The organism is Vibrio crassostreae, assembly GCF_024347415.1.
Lineage (GTDB): Bacteria > Pseudomonadota > Gammaproteobacteria > Enterobacterales > Vibrionaceae > Vibrio > Vibrio crassostreae.
Map to the genome: position 1 here is coordinate 1,831,523 of NZ_AP025477.1, position 15,482 is coordinate 1,847,004.

General features: G+C 45.9%; 14 protein-coding genes. 4 read left to right on the top strand and 10 right to left on the bottom strand.

Going from position 1 to position 15,482, the window contains the following annotated elements; translation table 11 throughout:
• The first annotated feature begins 214 nt into the window (after positions 1-214).
• The 3 genes from OC193_RS23810 (at position 215) to OC193_RS23820 (ending at position 2,097) form a co-directional block, all read left to right on the top strand.
• Positions 215-454: a hypothetical protein gene (locus OC193_RS23810; RefSeq protein WP_048663847.1), complete on the top strand. Its 240-nt coding sequence runs from the start codon at positions 215-217 to the stop codon at positions 452-454.
• A gap of 31 nt (positions 455-485) precedes the next feature.
• The gene (locus OC193_RS23815; protein WP_080967407.1) at positions 486-953 is read left to right on the top strand and encodes a GrpB family protein; all 468 of its coding nucleotides are present in this window, start codon (positions 486-488) and stop codon (positions 951-953) included.
• Positions 954-1,572: 619 nt separating this feature from the next.
• The gene (locus OC193_RS23820) at positions 1,573-2,097 is read left to right on the top strand and encodes a hypothetical protein (RefSeq protein WP_048663846.1); all 525 of its coding nucleotides are present in this window, start codon (positions 1,573-1,575) and stop codon (positions 2,095-2,097) included.
• Here the strand turns inward: OC193_RS23820 and OC193_RS23825 are convergent.
• The 10 genes from OC193_RS23825 to OC193_RS23870 form a co-directional block, all read right to left on the bottom strand.
• Positions 2,094-2,975, bottom strand: coding sequence for an AEC family transporter (locus OC193_RS23825; protein WP_048663845.1), 882 nt, complete (start codon positions 2,973-2,975; stop codon positions 2,094-2,096). The two genes, OC193_RS23820 and OC193_RS23825, sit on opposite strands and share 4 nt — an antisense overlap.
• 287 nt (positions 2,976-3,262) lie before the next feature.
• Positions 3,263-4,597 carry a guanine deaminase gene (gene guaD, locus OC193_RS23830; protein ID WP_048663844.1) on the bottom strand — a complete coding sequence of 445 codons (1,335 nt, stop codon included), beginning with the start codon at positions 4,595-4,597 and terminating at the stop codon, positions 3,263-3,265.
• Between the two features lie 59 nt (positions 4,598-4,656).
• Positions 4,657-5,538 (bottom strand): xanthine dehydrogenase accessory protein XdhC, encoded by an 882-nt coding sequence (gene xdhC, locus OC193_RS23835; RefSeq protein WP_048666220.1) that lies wholly within the window; start codon positions 5,536-5,538, stop codon positions 4,657-4,659.
• A gap of 65 nt (positions 5,539-5,603) precedes the next feature.
• Entirely contained in the window at positions 5,604-7,994 is a 2,391-nt protein-coding gene (gene xdhB / locus OC193_RS23840) for a xanthine dehydrogenase molybdopterin binding subunit (protein ID WP_048663843.1), read from the bottom strand.
• Positions 7,987-9,432, bottom strand: coding sequence for a xanthine dehydrogenase small subunit (gene xdhA / locus OC193_RS23845; RefSeq protein ID WP_048663842.1), 1,446 nt, complete (start codon positions 9,430-9,432; stop codon positions 7,987-7,989). Before xdhA ends, xdhB begins: the two co-directional genes overlap by 8 nt.
• A 445-nt stretch (positions 9,433-9,877) precedes the next feature.
• A complete protein-coding gene (locus tag OC193_RS23850) occupies positions 9,878-10,612 on the bottom strand; it encodes a GntR family transcriptional regulator (protein WP_017630710.1) in 735 nt (244 codons plus the stop codon).
• Positions 10,613-10,806: 194 nt separating this feature from the next.
• Positions 10,807-11,493, bottom strand: a complete 687-nt coding sequence (locus OC193_RS23855; protein ID WP_019821260.1) for a DNA-3-methyladenine glycosylase I — start codon at positions 11,491-11,493, stop codon at positions 10,807-10,809.
• Positions 11,494-11,590: 97 nt separating this feature from the next.
• The gene (locus tag OC193_RS23860) at positions 11,591-12,088 is read right to left on the bottom strand and encodes a GNAT family N-acetyltransferase (RefSeq protein WP_048663841.1); all 498 of its coding nucleotides are present in this window, start codon (positions 12,086-12,088) and stop codon (positions 11,591-11,593) included.
• A gap of 42 nt (positions 12,089-12,130) precedes the next feature.
• Positions 12,131-12,757, bottom strand: coding sequence for an HD domain-containing protein (locus OC193_RS23865; RefSeq protein ID WP_048663840.1), 627 nt, complete (start codon positions 12,755-12,757; stop codon positions 12,131-12,133).
• Between the two features lie 196 nt (positions 12,758-12,953).
• Positions 12,954-13,613: an HAD family hydrolase gene (locus OC193_RS23870; RefSeq protein WP_048663839.1), complete on the bottom strand. Its 660-nt coding sequence runs from the start codon at positions 13,611-13,613 to the stop codon at positions 12,954-12,956.
• Between the two features lie 410 nt (positions 13,614-14,023).
• Between OC193_RS23870 and OC193_RS23875 the strand changes: the two genes are divergently transcribed.
• Positions 14,024-15,352: an anaerobic C4-dicarboxylate transporter gene (locus OC193_RS23875; RefSeq protein WP_010432780.1), complete on the top strand. Its 1,329-nt coding sequence runs from the start codon at positions 14,024-14,026 to the stop codon at positions 15,350-15,352.
• The last annotated feature ends 130 nt before the right edge of the window (positions 15,353-15,482 follow it).

Sequence of the window (15,482 nt, forward strand, 5' to 3'; positions counted from 1 at the left end):
ACTGCCTATGGAAAATGTAGTCTTAGATAGACGATTATTATGTAAATATCTAAATGTTTGTCTTGTTAAGGTTAGTCTTTTGTTCAAAAACCTAAATGTTGAATCTAACACTAGATCTAACGGTTTTTACGTGCGTAGTCCTGTATAAGAAACTTGATATGAATCTCTACCCATGGCATTTTCTGTTCCAAATTGACTTTAATTAGGACAGAAAATGGAAGAGGTGATAGTCGCGTATTTTAGGGCATTAAGCGCATTCTTCAGATATATGTTTCAGTCGCTAGTGATCGAACTTATTGGTTACGGTTCTGGTTGGATAGTCTGCAAGGTATTCACATTAGGGCGCTTCCCCCCATTGATTCCAACTGAAAAAGAGCGAACCAGAATCTCTTATATCGGGGCGATTAGCATTGCGCTATTTCTGTTAGCTATTGGTGTGTTCAATAGTTTTTAATGCTTAGAGCCAGTCATAGAAGTGAGGAAGTATGAAATTCTACCCTGCTGAACAATACCAAACGGCTTGTCATGAAATGTTTGCTCGATATGAGCGTGACATCAAAACGCTAATCCTTAATGCGAGAGTTGAGCACGTGGGCGCATCTTCGATTCCATCAGCCGTGTCTAAGGGCGATTTGGATATTTTCGTAGGTGTTGAGCTTGGCGAACTTGAGTATGTTATAGGGAGACTCACAACACTAGGCTTTACAGAGAAACTCGATACCTTAAGAACGCCGGAACTGTGTATGTTGGAGTCTACATCTGGGGATGATGTGGCGTTGCAAGTTGTCGGTGTTTATTGGCTATGGTGGAACTTAAATGTTGATAGTCTATTGAAGTTAGACTACCAACATTTATTGATTATGATTTTGCGGATTCTGCTTTATCAAGAACCGAATCGTTATAAGCTTTGGTGCCCTTGTAACCTAGGAAAAGTGAAACTATCCATAAAATAAATGATACTGGGGAAGCAATAACGGTGATCGCACAAACTACGATGAGAATTAAGTTAACAACTCCCCACATTACGCTCCCAGCATACATCTGAGCACCTCCAGGTATTACAAAACCTAACAGTAGCGCTATCATAGGATTTTTCATTTTGTTTTGTATGCGAGCTTGTTGAATTGCGTCATTCATAATTATGCTTCCTTATGCATTTAGTTGTTATTCGCGCACTCTATAGTTATCTTATTTTTAGTCAAGAATTTAGTTAACTATTTGATTTGATTGGTTGGTTTTTGATCTGGTATTTTTCATAGTAATGAATTTTATAATTTCATTACTATGGTTTATGGCTTGATCTGGGACATAGGGAGGACTATCGCTCTATTGTTTATTACATTACTTTTTGTGCTGTTTTTACTTTCCTCTTACACTCTTTTCTAATATCGAACCTAGTATCAAATTACTCTTTGTCATATAGGCAAGTAACTCATTATGAAGCACTTCTTCGATAGCGAACTCATGCTCTCTAGCTCCTTGAATTTCGTTTTGCTATCCCTTGGGCTAACGCTCCTCTTACACATTCCAATTTGGTGTGGCTTCAACTTGAGCCGACGTAAATGGAAATTGATGGACTATTTGTGGCCGCTGCTCGCGGGTATCGGCATGCTAGGTGCGGTGTCTGAAATTCGGGCATCGGTAGCCGGTGATTGGGTCGAGACAGAACAAACTAGAGCCGTCACTATTTTAGAGTCGATTCAGCAGTTCTCTTTGGACAAACTAAGAAGCGACATCTGCACAGGTCAGCCATCTTTAGATTCTCACGGACAGCACCATGAGGCGTGTTTATGGTATTTGAACACGGCTATTACATTCAAAGATGTCGATTTCACTCTGTTGCCCAACGCCGCTGATTTTACGGTTCCTGCGCCTAGCGTATCGCTGGTGGAAAGCGACGCCGTATGGGTGAGTGGCATGTTGAGTCAGTATGAAAAGCAAAAGAACCAATACATTAAAACCAGAGAAGCGCAGGTGAAGCAGCCATTAGAAAGCATTTTCTGGTATGTGAGTCCTTACTTAGTCTGTTTCGCAATTGCGTTGCGTTTGACGAAAGTCACCGCAGAGCTCAAATTAGATAAATGCGTAAAAAACTAACTCGATAAAGACAGCGCGAACGATAACAAAATGGGCAAGGTGACAACACTCAGAAAGTTGCCGAACAACACCATAGACGCGACCTTAGGTGGCTCGACATTGAACCTTTCTGCGAACAGATAGTTCATAACGGCGGGTGGTAGCATGGTGAACAGCACCATCATTTGTAGGTGCAGTGTTGGCAGCGGGATAAAGAAGTAGATGATGGTGAAGGCAATGGCGCCAGTAAACAGCGATTGAGCGGTACACAACAAGCCAACTTTTAATCCGCTCAACCTCAAGTTGACCATTTGCGAACCCAGCGATAGCAGCATGATAGGCACGGCAGCTTGCCCAAGCAGCGATGTGGCTTGGTAGATTGGATTCCACACTGCAATGCCAGATAGGTTCAACGTCATCGCTAATGCGGCGGCTAAGAATATCGGCATCTTGAGGATCTGTTTGATCGGATTGCCTTCGCTTAGTAGCGCCAAACCAACACTGATGTGCACACACGCCGACACCACAAACAGTAATACCGCAGGGGCTAATGCACTCTCGCCAAAAGTATAAGTGAACAAGGGAATGGCGAGGTTACCACTGTTACGAAACATGTGTGGTGGAGCCCAGGCTTTGAAATTGAGCTTAAAGATCTTACAGATTGGAATCATCAACAATGCTGGCACTAACACCGCAACCAAAGAGGCTGAAATCAGTGGTAGTTGCTCGGTGTCGAGAGGCATGGTGGTCAGCGATGCAAACACCAAAGCAGGAATACAAACATCCATGTTGATGCGATTGATCGGTTTGAAATCGGGTTTGAGCCAACGGCCGACCGCAAAGCCAGCACTGGCTAAAGCAAAAACGGGAAACAGAATGCTGACGACCTGTTCGAACATAGAATTCCTTTCTAGATTGAGTGCTTCCATTTAGCTGAGAAACGAATGTTTTAGAGAGACGCTAAAGTGAAGTATGAAGTCGAGATGTATAAACATTAACCTATCAATATAATGACTTGGCGTCACCGAAGATCGTTGTTTGTGAACGGTTAATTTATATTTCTTTGAATGAAGCACAAAAAAGACCAGTGGCATCAGCAACTGGTCTTTAAAGGCTAGATAAATCTGGACGGATTTTTAATTAACGACGGCTGCCGCTGTCTAGCGATTGTTACTCGGTTTTGAGTCTAGCTAACGAGCTTCTTGTAGTCTTTGAAATTCACATCGTAGGCTTTCTCACCGTAGATGTAAGTCTCGCTGACGGTTCTGTCGTCACCTAAGCTCATCAATACAAATAGCTTCTCTTCAAGCTTGGTCGCTTGTTCCATTCTGAAGCGCATCAATTGTGTGGCGTGTAAGTCGAGCACCACGAAATCCGCTTCTTTTCCTACTTCCAAGTTACCGATCTTGTCTTCTAAATGCAGAGAACGCGCGCCACCTAATGTTGCTAAGAACAGCGATTTGGCTGGGTGCAGCTTCTTATGTTGTAGCTGCATTATCTTGTAGGCTTCACTCATGGTCTGCAGGATCGAGAAGCTAGTGCCTGCGCCCACATCGGTACCCATACCAACGCGAATGCCGTGCTCTTCCATTTCGGGTAGTCTGAACAGACCTGAGCCTAAGAATAGATTTGAGGTTGGACAGAAAGCGATAGCTGATTCAGTATCGGCTAGGCGCTTACATTCGCAGTCAGACAAGTGAATGCCATGGGCGAATACCGAACGTTTGTGCAGTAGGCCATAGTGGTCATACACATCTAAATAGCTATCACGTTCAGGGAACAGTGCTTTTACCCATTCAATCTCTTTCTCGTTTTCAGAAAGGTGCGTGTGCATGTACACATCTGGGTACTCTTCTAGCAGTTTACCAACGGTAGCCAATTGCTCTGGTGTGCTGGTTGGCGCAAAACGAGGCGTTACGGCATAAAGTAAACGGCTGCGGTTATGCCATTTCTCAATCAGTTCTTTGGAGTCAGCGTAGCCAGATTCTGGGGTGTCGGTGAGGTAGTCTGGCGCGTTGCGATCCATTAAAACCTTACCTGCAATCATACGTAGGTTGCGCTTCTCAGCTTCTTCAAAGAATACGTTAACCGACTCTTTGTGCACCGTGCCGAACACGAGTGCAGTGGTGGTGCCGTTACTTGCTAATTCGTCTAGGAATAGCTTCGCCACTTTGTGTGCATAGACTGGGTTTTTGAAGCGTTTCTCTTCTGGGAAGGTGTAGTTCTCTAACCAATCGAGTAGCTGCTCACCGTAAGACGCGATCATCCCTGTTTGAGGATAGTGGATGTGCGTATCAATAAAGCCTGAGGTGATCAGCTTATCTTTGTACTCTTTTACTTCGAGTGTTTTAGGCTGGCGAGTTAATACGTCATCGGCATGGCCTAAATCAACGATGTGGCCGTTCTCTACTACTAAAACACCGTCTTCAAAATAGTCGTAAGACTCATCGATACCGACGTCTTTTGGGTCGGCTACGCTGTGTAAAATACTGGCGCGATAAGCTTTGCGTTGCGTTGTCATGTTTACTTCCTTTTAATGACTTCAGCGACGTGATGGCCACTGAAGCTTTGCGACTTGTATTAGGCGATCTTCTCTTCCAATGGTGGTTCGCCTACATCGCTTGGTTGACTGTGTTGATCGGTCAAATCCTGATTTCGATATTGTTTGGTTGGGCGCTTTTGTTCAAGCGCTTGGCCTTGATAGTGTGCGATCAGTTCACCCGCAACCGATACCGCAATTTCGGCAGGATGTTTGCCATTCATAGCGCTAATACCAATCGGGCAAATCATGGTTTCGATTTGTTCTTGGCTGTAGCCACGTTGCTCTAAGCGGAAGTCGAACTTCTTACGCTTAGTGAGCGAGCCGATCATGCCGAAGTAACGGCTGTCTTCACGGTCGATAATGGCTTTAGTTAAGTCGAAATCAAGCTGGTGGTTATGCGTCATCACAAGGTAATAGCTGTTCGGCGGCATGTGTTTCACTTCTCCGACTGGATCGTCTGAGACAAGCTTTTTCACACCGTGCGGTAGCGTTTCAGGGAACACTTCTTCACGTTCATCAATCCAGGTCACACGGAAGGGCAGGGTCGCGACAATGTGCAGCAGCGCTTTGGCAACGTGACCTGCGCCAAACAGTACAAGGTGGTTTTGCTGAGTGCCAATCGGTTCAAAGCTTAACGTTGCCATTCCGCCACAACATTGGCCCAAACGAGCACCTAGGTTAAAGCGCTCCACTTTGAGTGATTTTTCGCTGGCAATCAGCATTTCGCGCGCCATTTTAGTGGCCACATGTTCAAGGTGACCACCACCAATCGTAGCGATGATTCGGTCACGAGTGACAAGCATCTTGGTACCCGCATCGCGTGGAACGGAACCTCTGTCTTCAAGAACCGTCACCATTACACATGGCTCGTAGTTCTCTTCCAGTTTTGCCAGTTCGTGAATCCAATTATCCTTAAACATATGTCCTCCTAAATCCCTTCTGTGCTTCCCTAGCCGTTTATTGGTGTCTTAGATACCTATCAGCCCTAAGCCGTTTCTGATTGAGCGTCGACCGAGGTCGGAGCCGTTTCAGTGACTTCCTGTATCGCCATCAGAATGCGCTCTGGCGTTGCAGGTGTGTTGAGCTTAGGAATCGCGCCATCGACAGCGACATAGCTAATCGCATCTTTCAGTGCGCTCCATACCGACATACCCAACATGAAAGGGGGCTCACCCACGGCTTTCGAGTTGAAAACAGTGTCTTCTGGGTTGCTGCGGTTTTCCAAAAGGTGCGTTCTGAAATCAATCGGCATATCAGCAATTGCAGGGATCTTGTAACTTGCAGGGCCATTGGTCATTAAGCGGCCTTGTTGGTTCCAAACCAATTCTTCCGTTGTTAACCAACCGACACCTTGCACAAAACCACCTTCGACTTGGCCGATATCAATTGCTGGGTTCAATGAAGCGCCCACGTCATGCAGAATATCAACACGCAGAATCTTGTTCTCGCCGGTTAGGGTATCGATGATGACTTCTGAACAAGATGCGCCATACGCGTAGTAGTAGAACGGGCGGCCGCGCGCTTTCTCGTGATCGTAATAGATCTTTGGAGTGCGGTAGAAGCCCGTGCTCGATAGCGAAATTTGGTTAAACCAAGCCAGTTCAACAAACGAGTTGAAGGTCATGATCTCATCGCGGATCTGCACCATACCGTTCTTAAACACCACTTCTTCAGGCCACACTTTGAAGTGCGAAGAAGCGAAGTCGATCAGGCGCTGCTTAATGGTTATTGCGGCGTTTTGCGCGGCCTTACCATTGAGGTCGGCGCCCGATGAGGCTGCGGTTGGTGATGTGTTCGGAACTTTGTCTGTGTTTGTAGCGGTGATCTGGATACGTTCGACATCGACTTGGAACTCCTGTGCAACGATTTGTGCCACTTTGATGTTCAAGCCTTGCCCCATTTCCGTACCACCGTGATTCAAATGAATACTGCCATCGGTGTAGATATGGATGAGCGCACCTGCTTGGTTCAAGAAAGTCGCAGTAAAGGAGATGCCGAATTTCACTGGTGTGATCGCTAGGCCTTTCTTCAAGATAGGGCTTTGCTTGTTGAACTCGGCAATGTCTTTACGACGTGCGTGATAGTCACTGCTGCGTTCAAGCTGTTCGGTTATCTCAGGTAAAAAGTTGTCTTCAACGGTTTGGTAGTAATGGGTCACGTCACGGCCTACTTCGCCGTAGTAGTTCGCCTTACGTACTTCCAAAGGATCTTTTTTCAGGTAACGCGCAATCTCGTCCATGATGTGTTCAATGGTCATCATGCCTTGCGGGCCACCAAAGCCACGATAAGCGGTGTTCGATGCTGTGTTGGTTTTGCATCGGTGACCGACCACTGTCGCATCGCCTAGGTAATAAGCGTTGTCTGAGTGGAACATCGCACGGTCGACGATAGAGCTTGATAAGTCTGGTGAGTAGCCACAGTTACCTGCAACGGTAATGTCGGCACCTTGAATCACACCATTGTCGTCAAAACCGACGGTATATTGGTTGTAGAACGGGTGGCGTTTACCGGTTTGCTGCATGTCTTCATTACGCAGCAGACGCATTTTGGTAGGTCGGCCTGTAAGGTGGGCAATCACCGCAGCCATACATGCTGGAGAGGCTGCTTGGGTCTCTTTACCACCGAAACCGCCACCCATACGACGCATATCAATCACGACTTTGTGCATCGGTACGCCAATCACTTCAGCAACCAGCTTTTGAACTTCGGTCGGGTTTTGTGTCGAGGTGTACACGATCATGCCGCCATCTTCGGTTGGCATTACGCTACTGATTTGGGTTTCTAGGTAGAAGTGCTCTTGGCCGCCGATCTCCAGGTCGCCAGAGATCACGTGTTTTGCTTTTGCCAGTGCGGCTTTAGAATCACCACGCTGTTGAGTGTGGCTTTCTGTCACGAAGTGCTCTTTTGCCAGCGCTTCTTTGACATCAAGAATGGCAGGTAGCTCTTCGTATTCAATAATCGCCGCGTGTGCGGCTTTGCGTGCGGTTTCTAAATCGTTGGCTGCTACCGCAATCACGGGCTGTCCATAGTATTCAACTTTGCCGTCTGCAAGCAGTGGGTCACCCGGTAGGATGGCACCGATATCTAGTTCACCCGGAACGTCTTTGGCTTGAATGGCAATCGCTACGCCTTCGAATTCGTAACACGGTGATAAATCTATCTTGGTGATGTTGGCGTGTGCTTGAGTGCTCAGGCGAGCGTAAACGTGCAGCTGATTTGGGAACTCAAGGCGGTCGTCAATGTATACCGCTTCGCCCGTGACTTGCTTGGCTGCACTGTCGTGTTTAACGCTTTTACCTACGCCAGTTTTTAGGTCTTGTTTTGCAATGGTAACCATCTCTTCGTGGGTCATCGCATGCTTGTTTGAATTAGACATAAGACGTTACCCTTGTTTCGATTTGGTTGTTTTTGTTCTGCTGTTCAATGAAGTAGCGACGCAACATATTTGCTGCCGACAATGAACGGTATTCTTGGCTTGCACGGAAATCGGATAGCGGTTCAAAGTCGTTATACAGTTCCTGCATCGCTAACTTAATATTAGCGTCTGTCCACGGTTTGCCTAATAACGTGTTTTCACAACGCGCCGCGCGCTTAGGCGTTGCAGCCATACCACCAAAGGCGATACGAGCGTAAGAAACCTTGCCGTCTTCAATTTGAATATCGAACGCACCACACACCGCAGATATGTCATCGTCTAAACGTTTAGACAGTTTGTAAGCTCGGAAGCTGTCGTTAGTTGGCTTGGGAATGATGATCTGTTCAATGAACTCACTCTCTTTCTGCGCCGTCACTTTGTAGCTGATGAAGTAATCTTCGATCGGCATTGTGCGTGACTCGTCGCCGCAACGAAGTTTGATCTTCGCGTTAAGGGCAATCAGCAGAGGAGGGGTATCACCAATAGGTGAAGCGTTGGCAACATTGCCACCGATGGTGCCTTGGTTACGTACTTGCAGGGAAGCAAAGCGGTGCAGTAGCTCACCAAAATCTGGGTAGTGTTTTTTCAGTAGTGTGTAAGAGTCACTGATTGGAAGGTTGGCACCAATGATTAAGTCGGTGTCGGTCTCTTCGCATACCTTCATGTCTTCAACAAGGTTTACGCTGATCAGTGTTTCAATCTCGCGATGGAATTGTGTCACTTCCAGTGCTAAATCCGTGCCGCCAGCAACCAGCTTAGCGTTCGGGTGTGCTTGAAAAAGCTTGGCCAACTCATCCGTGCTTTTCGGGGAAAAAGCGGTGAGGTGACCAAGGCGTAAGTTGGCTTCGGTGTCTTGAATATCTTCTAGCTTCTTGATGGTGTTGCGTTCAAGCTCAGCGAATTGGTCGATCAAAGGTTGGTCTGTTGAAAGCGACATCGCAGCATCAACAATTGGTCGGTAGCCAGTACAGCGACATAGGTTACCCGCCAGTGATTCCATGACGTCTTCTTTGCTCGCATCGGGTTTGTTCTTGCCTAGCGCAAACATCGACATGATGAAGCCCGGCGTGCAGTAACCACATTGTGAACCGTGAAAATCAACCACCGCTTTCTGTACAGGGTGCAGTGACTTATCTCGGTTTTGTAGATCTTCCACTGTGATCAGCTGTTTTCCGTGCAGCGCTGAAACGAACGTAAGGCAAGAGTTCACCGAGCGGTATTGCAGCTGTCCATCCACCACTTCACCTAAAACGACGGTACATGCGCCACAGTCACCAGACCCACAACCTTCTTTGGTACCTGTTTTATTAACCTTGGTACGAAGGTAGTTGAGCACTGTCATATTCGGCGACAGATTGTCTTCACGTCTTATTTCCTGATTGAGCAAAAAAGTAATCAAGAGACCTCCTTGTAAATCGACATTTTTCCATGTGTATTCTTTTTGACTTCTAGGTCAATAATTATCCATCCTGACCCTGTGGTCAACTATTTATTTACAAAAATGCAACAACATTGCGACTTGTCGGATTGTATACAATTTATATTTGGCTGTAGTTGCTTGTTTTATTGGGATTTAAATTGGAATTGCTGAGTTTTTTGGTGTGAATGAAATAATGACTATGTATACAAAATAAAGACAAGAATTTTGGCATTTGGGAGCAAATGCTATAGAGGATAAGAGCACTATTCTGCTCAGAATTAAGAGTGTTTTGAGGTGAAATGCGCCGATCTTCGCGTCTATCATTATGGGGAGAGCATAAAAAAGAGAAGTAAACGCAAAGGCTTACTTCTCTCCCGTCTTGTTAACAAAAAGTTGTTAGAGCTGAATTGGAATGGTCAATTCGCTATGACTTGTTCTTAAGCAGATCTGAGAACACAACATGCAGGTCGCTCGATGCGGTGCTGCTGTCTAGGTTGAGCTTGGAACGAATGTGGCTTAGGTGTTCTTTCATCAACTCGACGGCTTGCTCTTCATCGCCAGACTCAATCGCATCAAGTAACCCTTCGTGTTCATCCAAAGAACAGTTCGAGTGATTACCTGTTTCGTATTGAGCGATCAGCAGTGAGGTTTGCGACACTAGGCTGCGCTGGAAGGCAAGCAGTGGTGCGTTTTCTGCCATTTCTGCCAGTTTGATGTGGAACTCACCAGACAAACGTAATCCAGAGCCGTAGTCACCTTGGTCAAAGGCGCAGTTCTCTTTTGCGACCAATTTTCTGCACTCTTCTATCTGAGCTTTGGTCGCATTTTTTACTGCAAGTTCAGTGATAGCAAGCTCCATCACTTCTCGCGCTTTAAATATCTGTTTGGCTTCGTCTACCGTTGGCGCAGCAATCATGGCACCTCGGTTTGGACGGATCACCACAACTTGTTCTAAAGAGAGACGCAATAAGGCACGGCGAATGATAGTGCGGCTAACGCCAAAGATCTCTGCTAGTGCTTCTTCGCTTAATTTGGTGGCTGGTGGCAGCCTTTGTTCTAGTATCGCGTCGAAGATATGGCAGTAAACAACATCGTCTTGAGTCTGGCCTGTTACTTTTGTTTTTACACCTTTGGAGACAGAATTTTTGAGAGCTGTCATAGAGATAAGGGCCCTTGTTTAGTCGAGTTGGGTTGGTCGAGAATAATTCATGAGTGTTACTCTATATTGTATACATTTATCTATACAATGCCACCGGATGAAAGTGCGATGCACGCTTATTTGTTAATGACTTATAACATTTAGTTTGCAGTGAACTGTGTGCAATCTAAAGCTTTAAGCCACTCTTCTTAAAACTAGACGCGATTATCGCCACAGCTGTACGCGACGATCTGGCTGATTTCGCTCAGGCTGCGACCTGATTGCTGCTGCCACTCGTTGAAAGCCTTACTTGCCGCAACTTGTGCTCGCTTAGTGTTACGACCGCTATCAACCACATCTGTGCTGCGCAGGTGCGCTTCAACGTCCGATGATAAGATGAATGTGTCTTTACCCATCTGGCGCAAGGTGTAAGCACCGGTGTTACCACCTAATCGCTTACCGTGTTTCTTCAGGTAGTCCCAAAGTTCTGTAATGCGTTCTGATGGCCAGTCGGCAACCATTTGTGAGAATGAATCGGCTTCACGCTTGGCATTATGAATCATGGTGGCATTGGCAGGGATAGTCATCACCTTAGTAAGGTGACGAATAATACGCGGGTCTTGCGCTTTCTGTTCCCACATCTCATTCGGCAGCATTAGCATCTTTTCGATGTCGAATTCAAAGAACACTTCTTCAAATTGCGGCCATTTCTTCCTCACCACATTCCACGAAATCCCACACTGGAATACCTTCTCGGTAAAGGCGGCTAGCCAACGGTCGTCGGTGATTTGTGATAACTCGGCTTGTGAAAGAGGTGCACGAACAATCTTTTCGAGCTCAGCTGCCCCGCCTTTACGGTGAGCGGCACGTTGGTAAATGGTGTCGAATTTTTCTTGGGTCATTGGAGGTTCCAAACTAAAGCGATTCTTTATGATATGGGGATTAATTTCTATATGAAAAGGAGCTTAAGCCATTGTCTTCAAATCAAATGAAAGCCAATTAAGAGATCTTTAATTCCATTTGATACAGGGGCCACGTTTTGCCATTGAACTCTTTGACGCTCGGCTCTTTGTCTACCACTTGAAAGCCGGCTTTGTCGTAGCATCGTTTCGCACCATAGTTTTGCTTGAATACGGCTAAGGTGATGGTGGTGACATCTGGTATTTCTTTCGCCGCTTCTAATGCACTTTCAAGCATGGATTGCCCAAGCCCTTTGCCTCGTTGGTTTGGGTGAATCGCAACTCTGCAGAAACGAAGCTCACTGTCTGACATACGTTGAAACTCCATAAAACCGAGCAAGTCATTAGCATTCGAGTTAGTGCTAGATGTGGAGAATGTGTAAAGCTCGACATGGGGCTCTTGAGAACGTTCGATTATGGAGGCGGCTTCTAACGGCCAACCAAAGGTTCGTCCGCCCCATAGTACGTAGTCTTCGAGTGATGTGAACCAAGTGACGATCTCGTCGGCGTCGGATGCTTTAAAGCGGTTTATTTCCATATCCTTGTCTCTTCCTTATCGCGTGTCTCTTTTTCTAAACCGCTAAACTTCCGCACCCAACTGCTCAAGGAAGCCACGCATGTAATTGGTGCGCTTGTTGGCTTCTAACTTGGCGGACTCTGTATTCATGGTTTCAGCGAGCTTAAACAGCTTCACGTAGAAGTGGTCGACGCTGTAATGCTTGTCATCCAAGTTACGATGTTCCGCGAACGGGTCTTCGTGATTATAGAGTTCAGCGTTAAAGCTCTGGCCAACGTATAAACAGCGAGCGATGCCAATCGCACCGAGAGAATCTAGGCGATCAGCATCTTGAACAATCTGTGCTTCCAAGGTTTCTGGTGTGATGTTAGCGCTGTAGCTGTGAGTGACAATCGCGTGATGGATCTCGTCGAGATAAGACGCGGGATAGTCGATAGATTTGAGGAAAGAGATCGCCTTGTCTGCTGCCATTTGTGAGCTTTTGGCTCTGTCTGGATGGTTCTTAGGAAAGGTGAAGCAATCGTGAAGGTAAGCGGCAGGTAAAACGACTTCAAGCTTAGCCAGTTCTTGAGCACACAAAGCTTTGGCGGTTTTAACGACGCGCTTAATGTGGCTAATGTCGTGCGCTGCATCTTGTGTCATTTCTCGTTGTGCAAAATCAAACAGTTGGTCTTCAAATTTTTCCTTCACGCGTCTCTTTCTCCATATGTAGACGTTAGCAATCTTGTTGATCACCTAGCATTTATTTCACATCGACTTTAACAGTTTCAAGCGCGATTTTTTATCTTTTATAAAAACTATACCAACAAAAAAACCGACTCTGTGAGTCGGCTTAATAGAGAGGCTTGTCTACGTTGATAAAAGCATTATCAACGGTAGTGAGAGCCTAAGCTGCAGCTTGTTGAAGCTGTGCCAATACATGATGTAGAGAAGGGCTGATGGTGTGACCAAGCGCTTTTACTTCGTCACATGGCTCTACTAAATCAGGGATCTGGAAGCTGATCATGTTGGCTGCCATAGAAGCGCGAATGCCGTTGTTTGAATCTTCAAACGCCAAGCAAGTTTCAGGCGCAACACCTAGGCGTTCTGCCGCCAGCAAGTAAATTTCTGGGTGAGGCTTACCGTGAGTCACTTCGCAGCCGGTGCTTAGTGAAGTGAAGTAAGAATCTAGGCCTGCTAACTCAAGCTTCTTCTTGGCGATATCTAGTTGAGTTGAGGTTGCTACCGCGATTGGAATGTCATTCGACTTTAGCCACTCCAGCAACTCAATTACGCCATCTTTTACCGGGATTGCTTGGTTTTTAACAATCGCACTGTAGCGGGTTCGCCATTCGTTATTCAGCGCTGGGTAGTCTAGGTTTTCACCGTAACCATTTCGAAAAATCTGTTCGATGGTTTTTGCATTACAACCAATGATGCCTAGGTAAACATCTTGCAAAAACGGAACACCTTGCGCGTGACATGCTTCTTCAAATACCCGCATACAAAGTCGCTCGGTGTCGAGCAGCAGTCCATCCATATCAAAAATAGCAGCTTGAAAATTCATATACGTGGTTCTTTATGTGTTGTCGTCGTGAGGGCGAGTATTTTGACATAGTGTCTAAGGATAGGCGAGTCAGCGTTGAGTTAGAATCGGAAGTATGGGTGTGCAATATGCTTCTGAATGACTTGAAATCTCATTAATTCAAGTTGGAATAATATCGTTCAGTTATGAGTTTAGTATTTTATAGGCGATACAGATCTAACAGAAACAATTATGATTATTCCACATAACAAATCTAGGTTTTTGGTCTGGCTTCTTATTACATTTCATAAACTTACAAGCCGGTTAGCGTGACCATAATCTTATAAAAAACAATTAACGGAAGCCGGCAATCATAGTGTGACCAAGCAATAAGTAAAAGGCTGAACTTAGGGAGAAAATAACATTAGTCCACATTTTTAGCAGGGTTGCTTATGTTGTATTTTGAGTTTCTATTTTTATTAGTCGTCCTTTATATCGGGTCTCGGTATGGCGGTATTGGCTTAGGTGTTGTCTCTGGTATTGGTTTGGTTATCGAGGTGTTTGTCTTCAAGATGCCACCAACGTCTCCACCTGTCACCGTCATGTTGATCATCCTCGCTGTTGTGACTTGTGCTTCGATTTTAGAAGCGGCTGGTGGCTTAAAATACATGCTGCAAGTGGCGGAAAGGGTGCTGAGAAAGAACCCGAAACGCGTCACCTTGATAGCCCCGTTTGTGACTTATTCGATGACTTTCCTATTGGGTACTGGCCACGCGGTGTATTCCATCATGCCTATCATCGGTGATGTGGCATTGAAGAACGGGATTCGTCCTGAGCGCCCAATGGCGGCGGCGTCTGTAGCGTCTCAACTGGCTATTACTGCCTCGCCAATTTCAGCTGCTGTGGTGTATTACCTCGCGCAGCTTTCTGATATTCAACATTCTATTACTCTGCTTTCTATTTTGATGGTGACGGTGCCTGCAACGCTGTTTGGTACGTTCTTACTTTCTTTGTATAGCTTGAAACGCGGTAAAGAGCTGAACGATGATCCTGAATACCAAGCGCGTCTAAAAGATCCTGAGTGGAAAAAGCGTATCGAAAGCACCACAGCGACGTCTTTGGATGAAGTGCTGCCAACTTCGGCTCGTAATGCGGTTTTGATTTTCCTACTGTCAATTGTCGTGATTGTTATCGTGGCGATGGTACCTGAGATCAGAACCATCGTAGACGGCGACAAGCCAATCAAGATGTCGGTGATCATTCAAATGATGATGCTCTGCTTCGGCGGTATAATCTTGCTGGCAACCAAAACTGACCCGCGAGATGTGCCAAACGGCGTGGTATTCAAATCGGGTATGGTGGCAGCGATTGCTATCTTTGGTATCGCATGGATGTCGGATACTTACTTCCAATACGCAATGCCTCAGTTTAAATCTGGCATCGTGGAAATGGTAACTAACTACCCATGGACGTTCGCACTGGCGCTATTCATCGTATCGGTTGTGGTGAACTCGCAAGCCGCGACGGCTCGTATGATGCTACCTGTTGGCCTTGGTTTAGGGTTGGATCCAGCGCTGCTTATCGGTTTGATGCCAGCAGTGTACGGCTACTTCTTCATCCCGAACTATCCATCAGATATTGCAACCGTGAACTTCGATGTGTCTGGTACCACTAAGATTGGTAAGTGGTACTTCAACCACTCATTCATGTCGGTCGGTTTAATCGGTGTAGTCGGCGCATGTTGTTTAGGCTACGCACTGGCTCAGATTTTTATCGCTTAATGAATTAGCTAAATAGCAAACAAAAACAGCGCCTGAATTGGCGCTGTTTTTGTATATGACGCTTGAAAAGGTATGTGAATTAAGTAAAAAGCAACTCAGGTCAAAATATTAGCTAATATTATTAGTTTTG

What these genes read in the sequence shown, in the direction of transcription:
- OC193_RS23860 (WP_048663841.1), bottom strand. Translation starts at nt 12,088, where the DNA reads ATGGAAATAAACCGCTTTAAAGCATCCGACGCCGACGAGATCGTCACT.
- xdhC (WP_048666220.1), bottom strand. Translation starts at nt 5,538, where the DNA reads ATGTTTAAGGATAATTGGATTCACGAACTGGCAAAACTGGAAGAGAAC.
- OC193_RS23810 (WP_048663847.1), top strand. Translation starts at nt 215, where the DNA reads ATGGAAGAGGTGATAGTCGCGTATTTTAGGGCATTAAGCGCATTCTTC.
- guaD (WP_048663844.1), bottom strand. Translation starts at nt 4,597, where the DNA reads ATGACAACGCAACGCAAAGCTTATCGCGCCAGTATTTTACACAGCGTA.
- OC193_RS23815 (WP_080967407.1), top strand. Translation starts at nt 486, where the DNA reads ATGAAATTCTACCCTGCTGAACAATACCAAACGGCTTGTCATGAAATG.
- OC193_RS23850 (WP_017630710.1), bottom strand. Translation starts at nt 10,612, where the DNA reads ATGACAGCTCTCAAAAATTCTGTCTCCAAAGGTGTAAAAACAAAAGTA.
- OC193_RS23855 (WP_019821260.1), bottom strand. Translation starts at nt 11,493, where the DNA reads ATGACCCAAGAAAAATTCGACACCATTTACCAACGTGCCGCTCACCGT.
- OC193_RS23870 (WP_048663839.1), bottom strand. Translation starts at nt 13,613, where the DNA reads ATGAATTTTCAAGCTGCTATTTTTGATATGGATGGACTGCTGCTCGAC.
- xdhB (WP_048663843.1), bottom strand. Translation starts at nt 7,994, where the DNA reads ATGTCTAATTCAAACAAGCATGCGATGACCCACGAAGAGATGGTTACC.
- OC193_RS23875 (WP_010432780.1), top strand. Translation starts at nt 14,024, where the DNA reads ATGTTGTATTTTGAGTTTCTATTTTTATTAGTCGTCCTTTATATCGGG.
- OC193_RS23825 (WP_048663845.1), bottom strand. Translation starts at nt 2,975, where the DNA reads ATGTTCGAACAGGTCGTCAGCATTCTGTTTCCCGTTTTTGCTTTAGCC.
- OC193_RS23820 (WP_048663846.1), top strand. Translation starts at nt 1,573, where the DNA reads ATGGACTATTTGTGGCCGCTGCTCGCGGGTATCGGCATGCTAGGTGCG.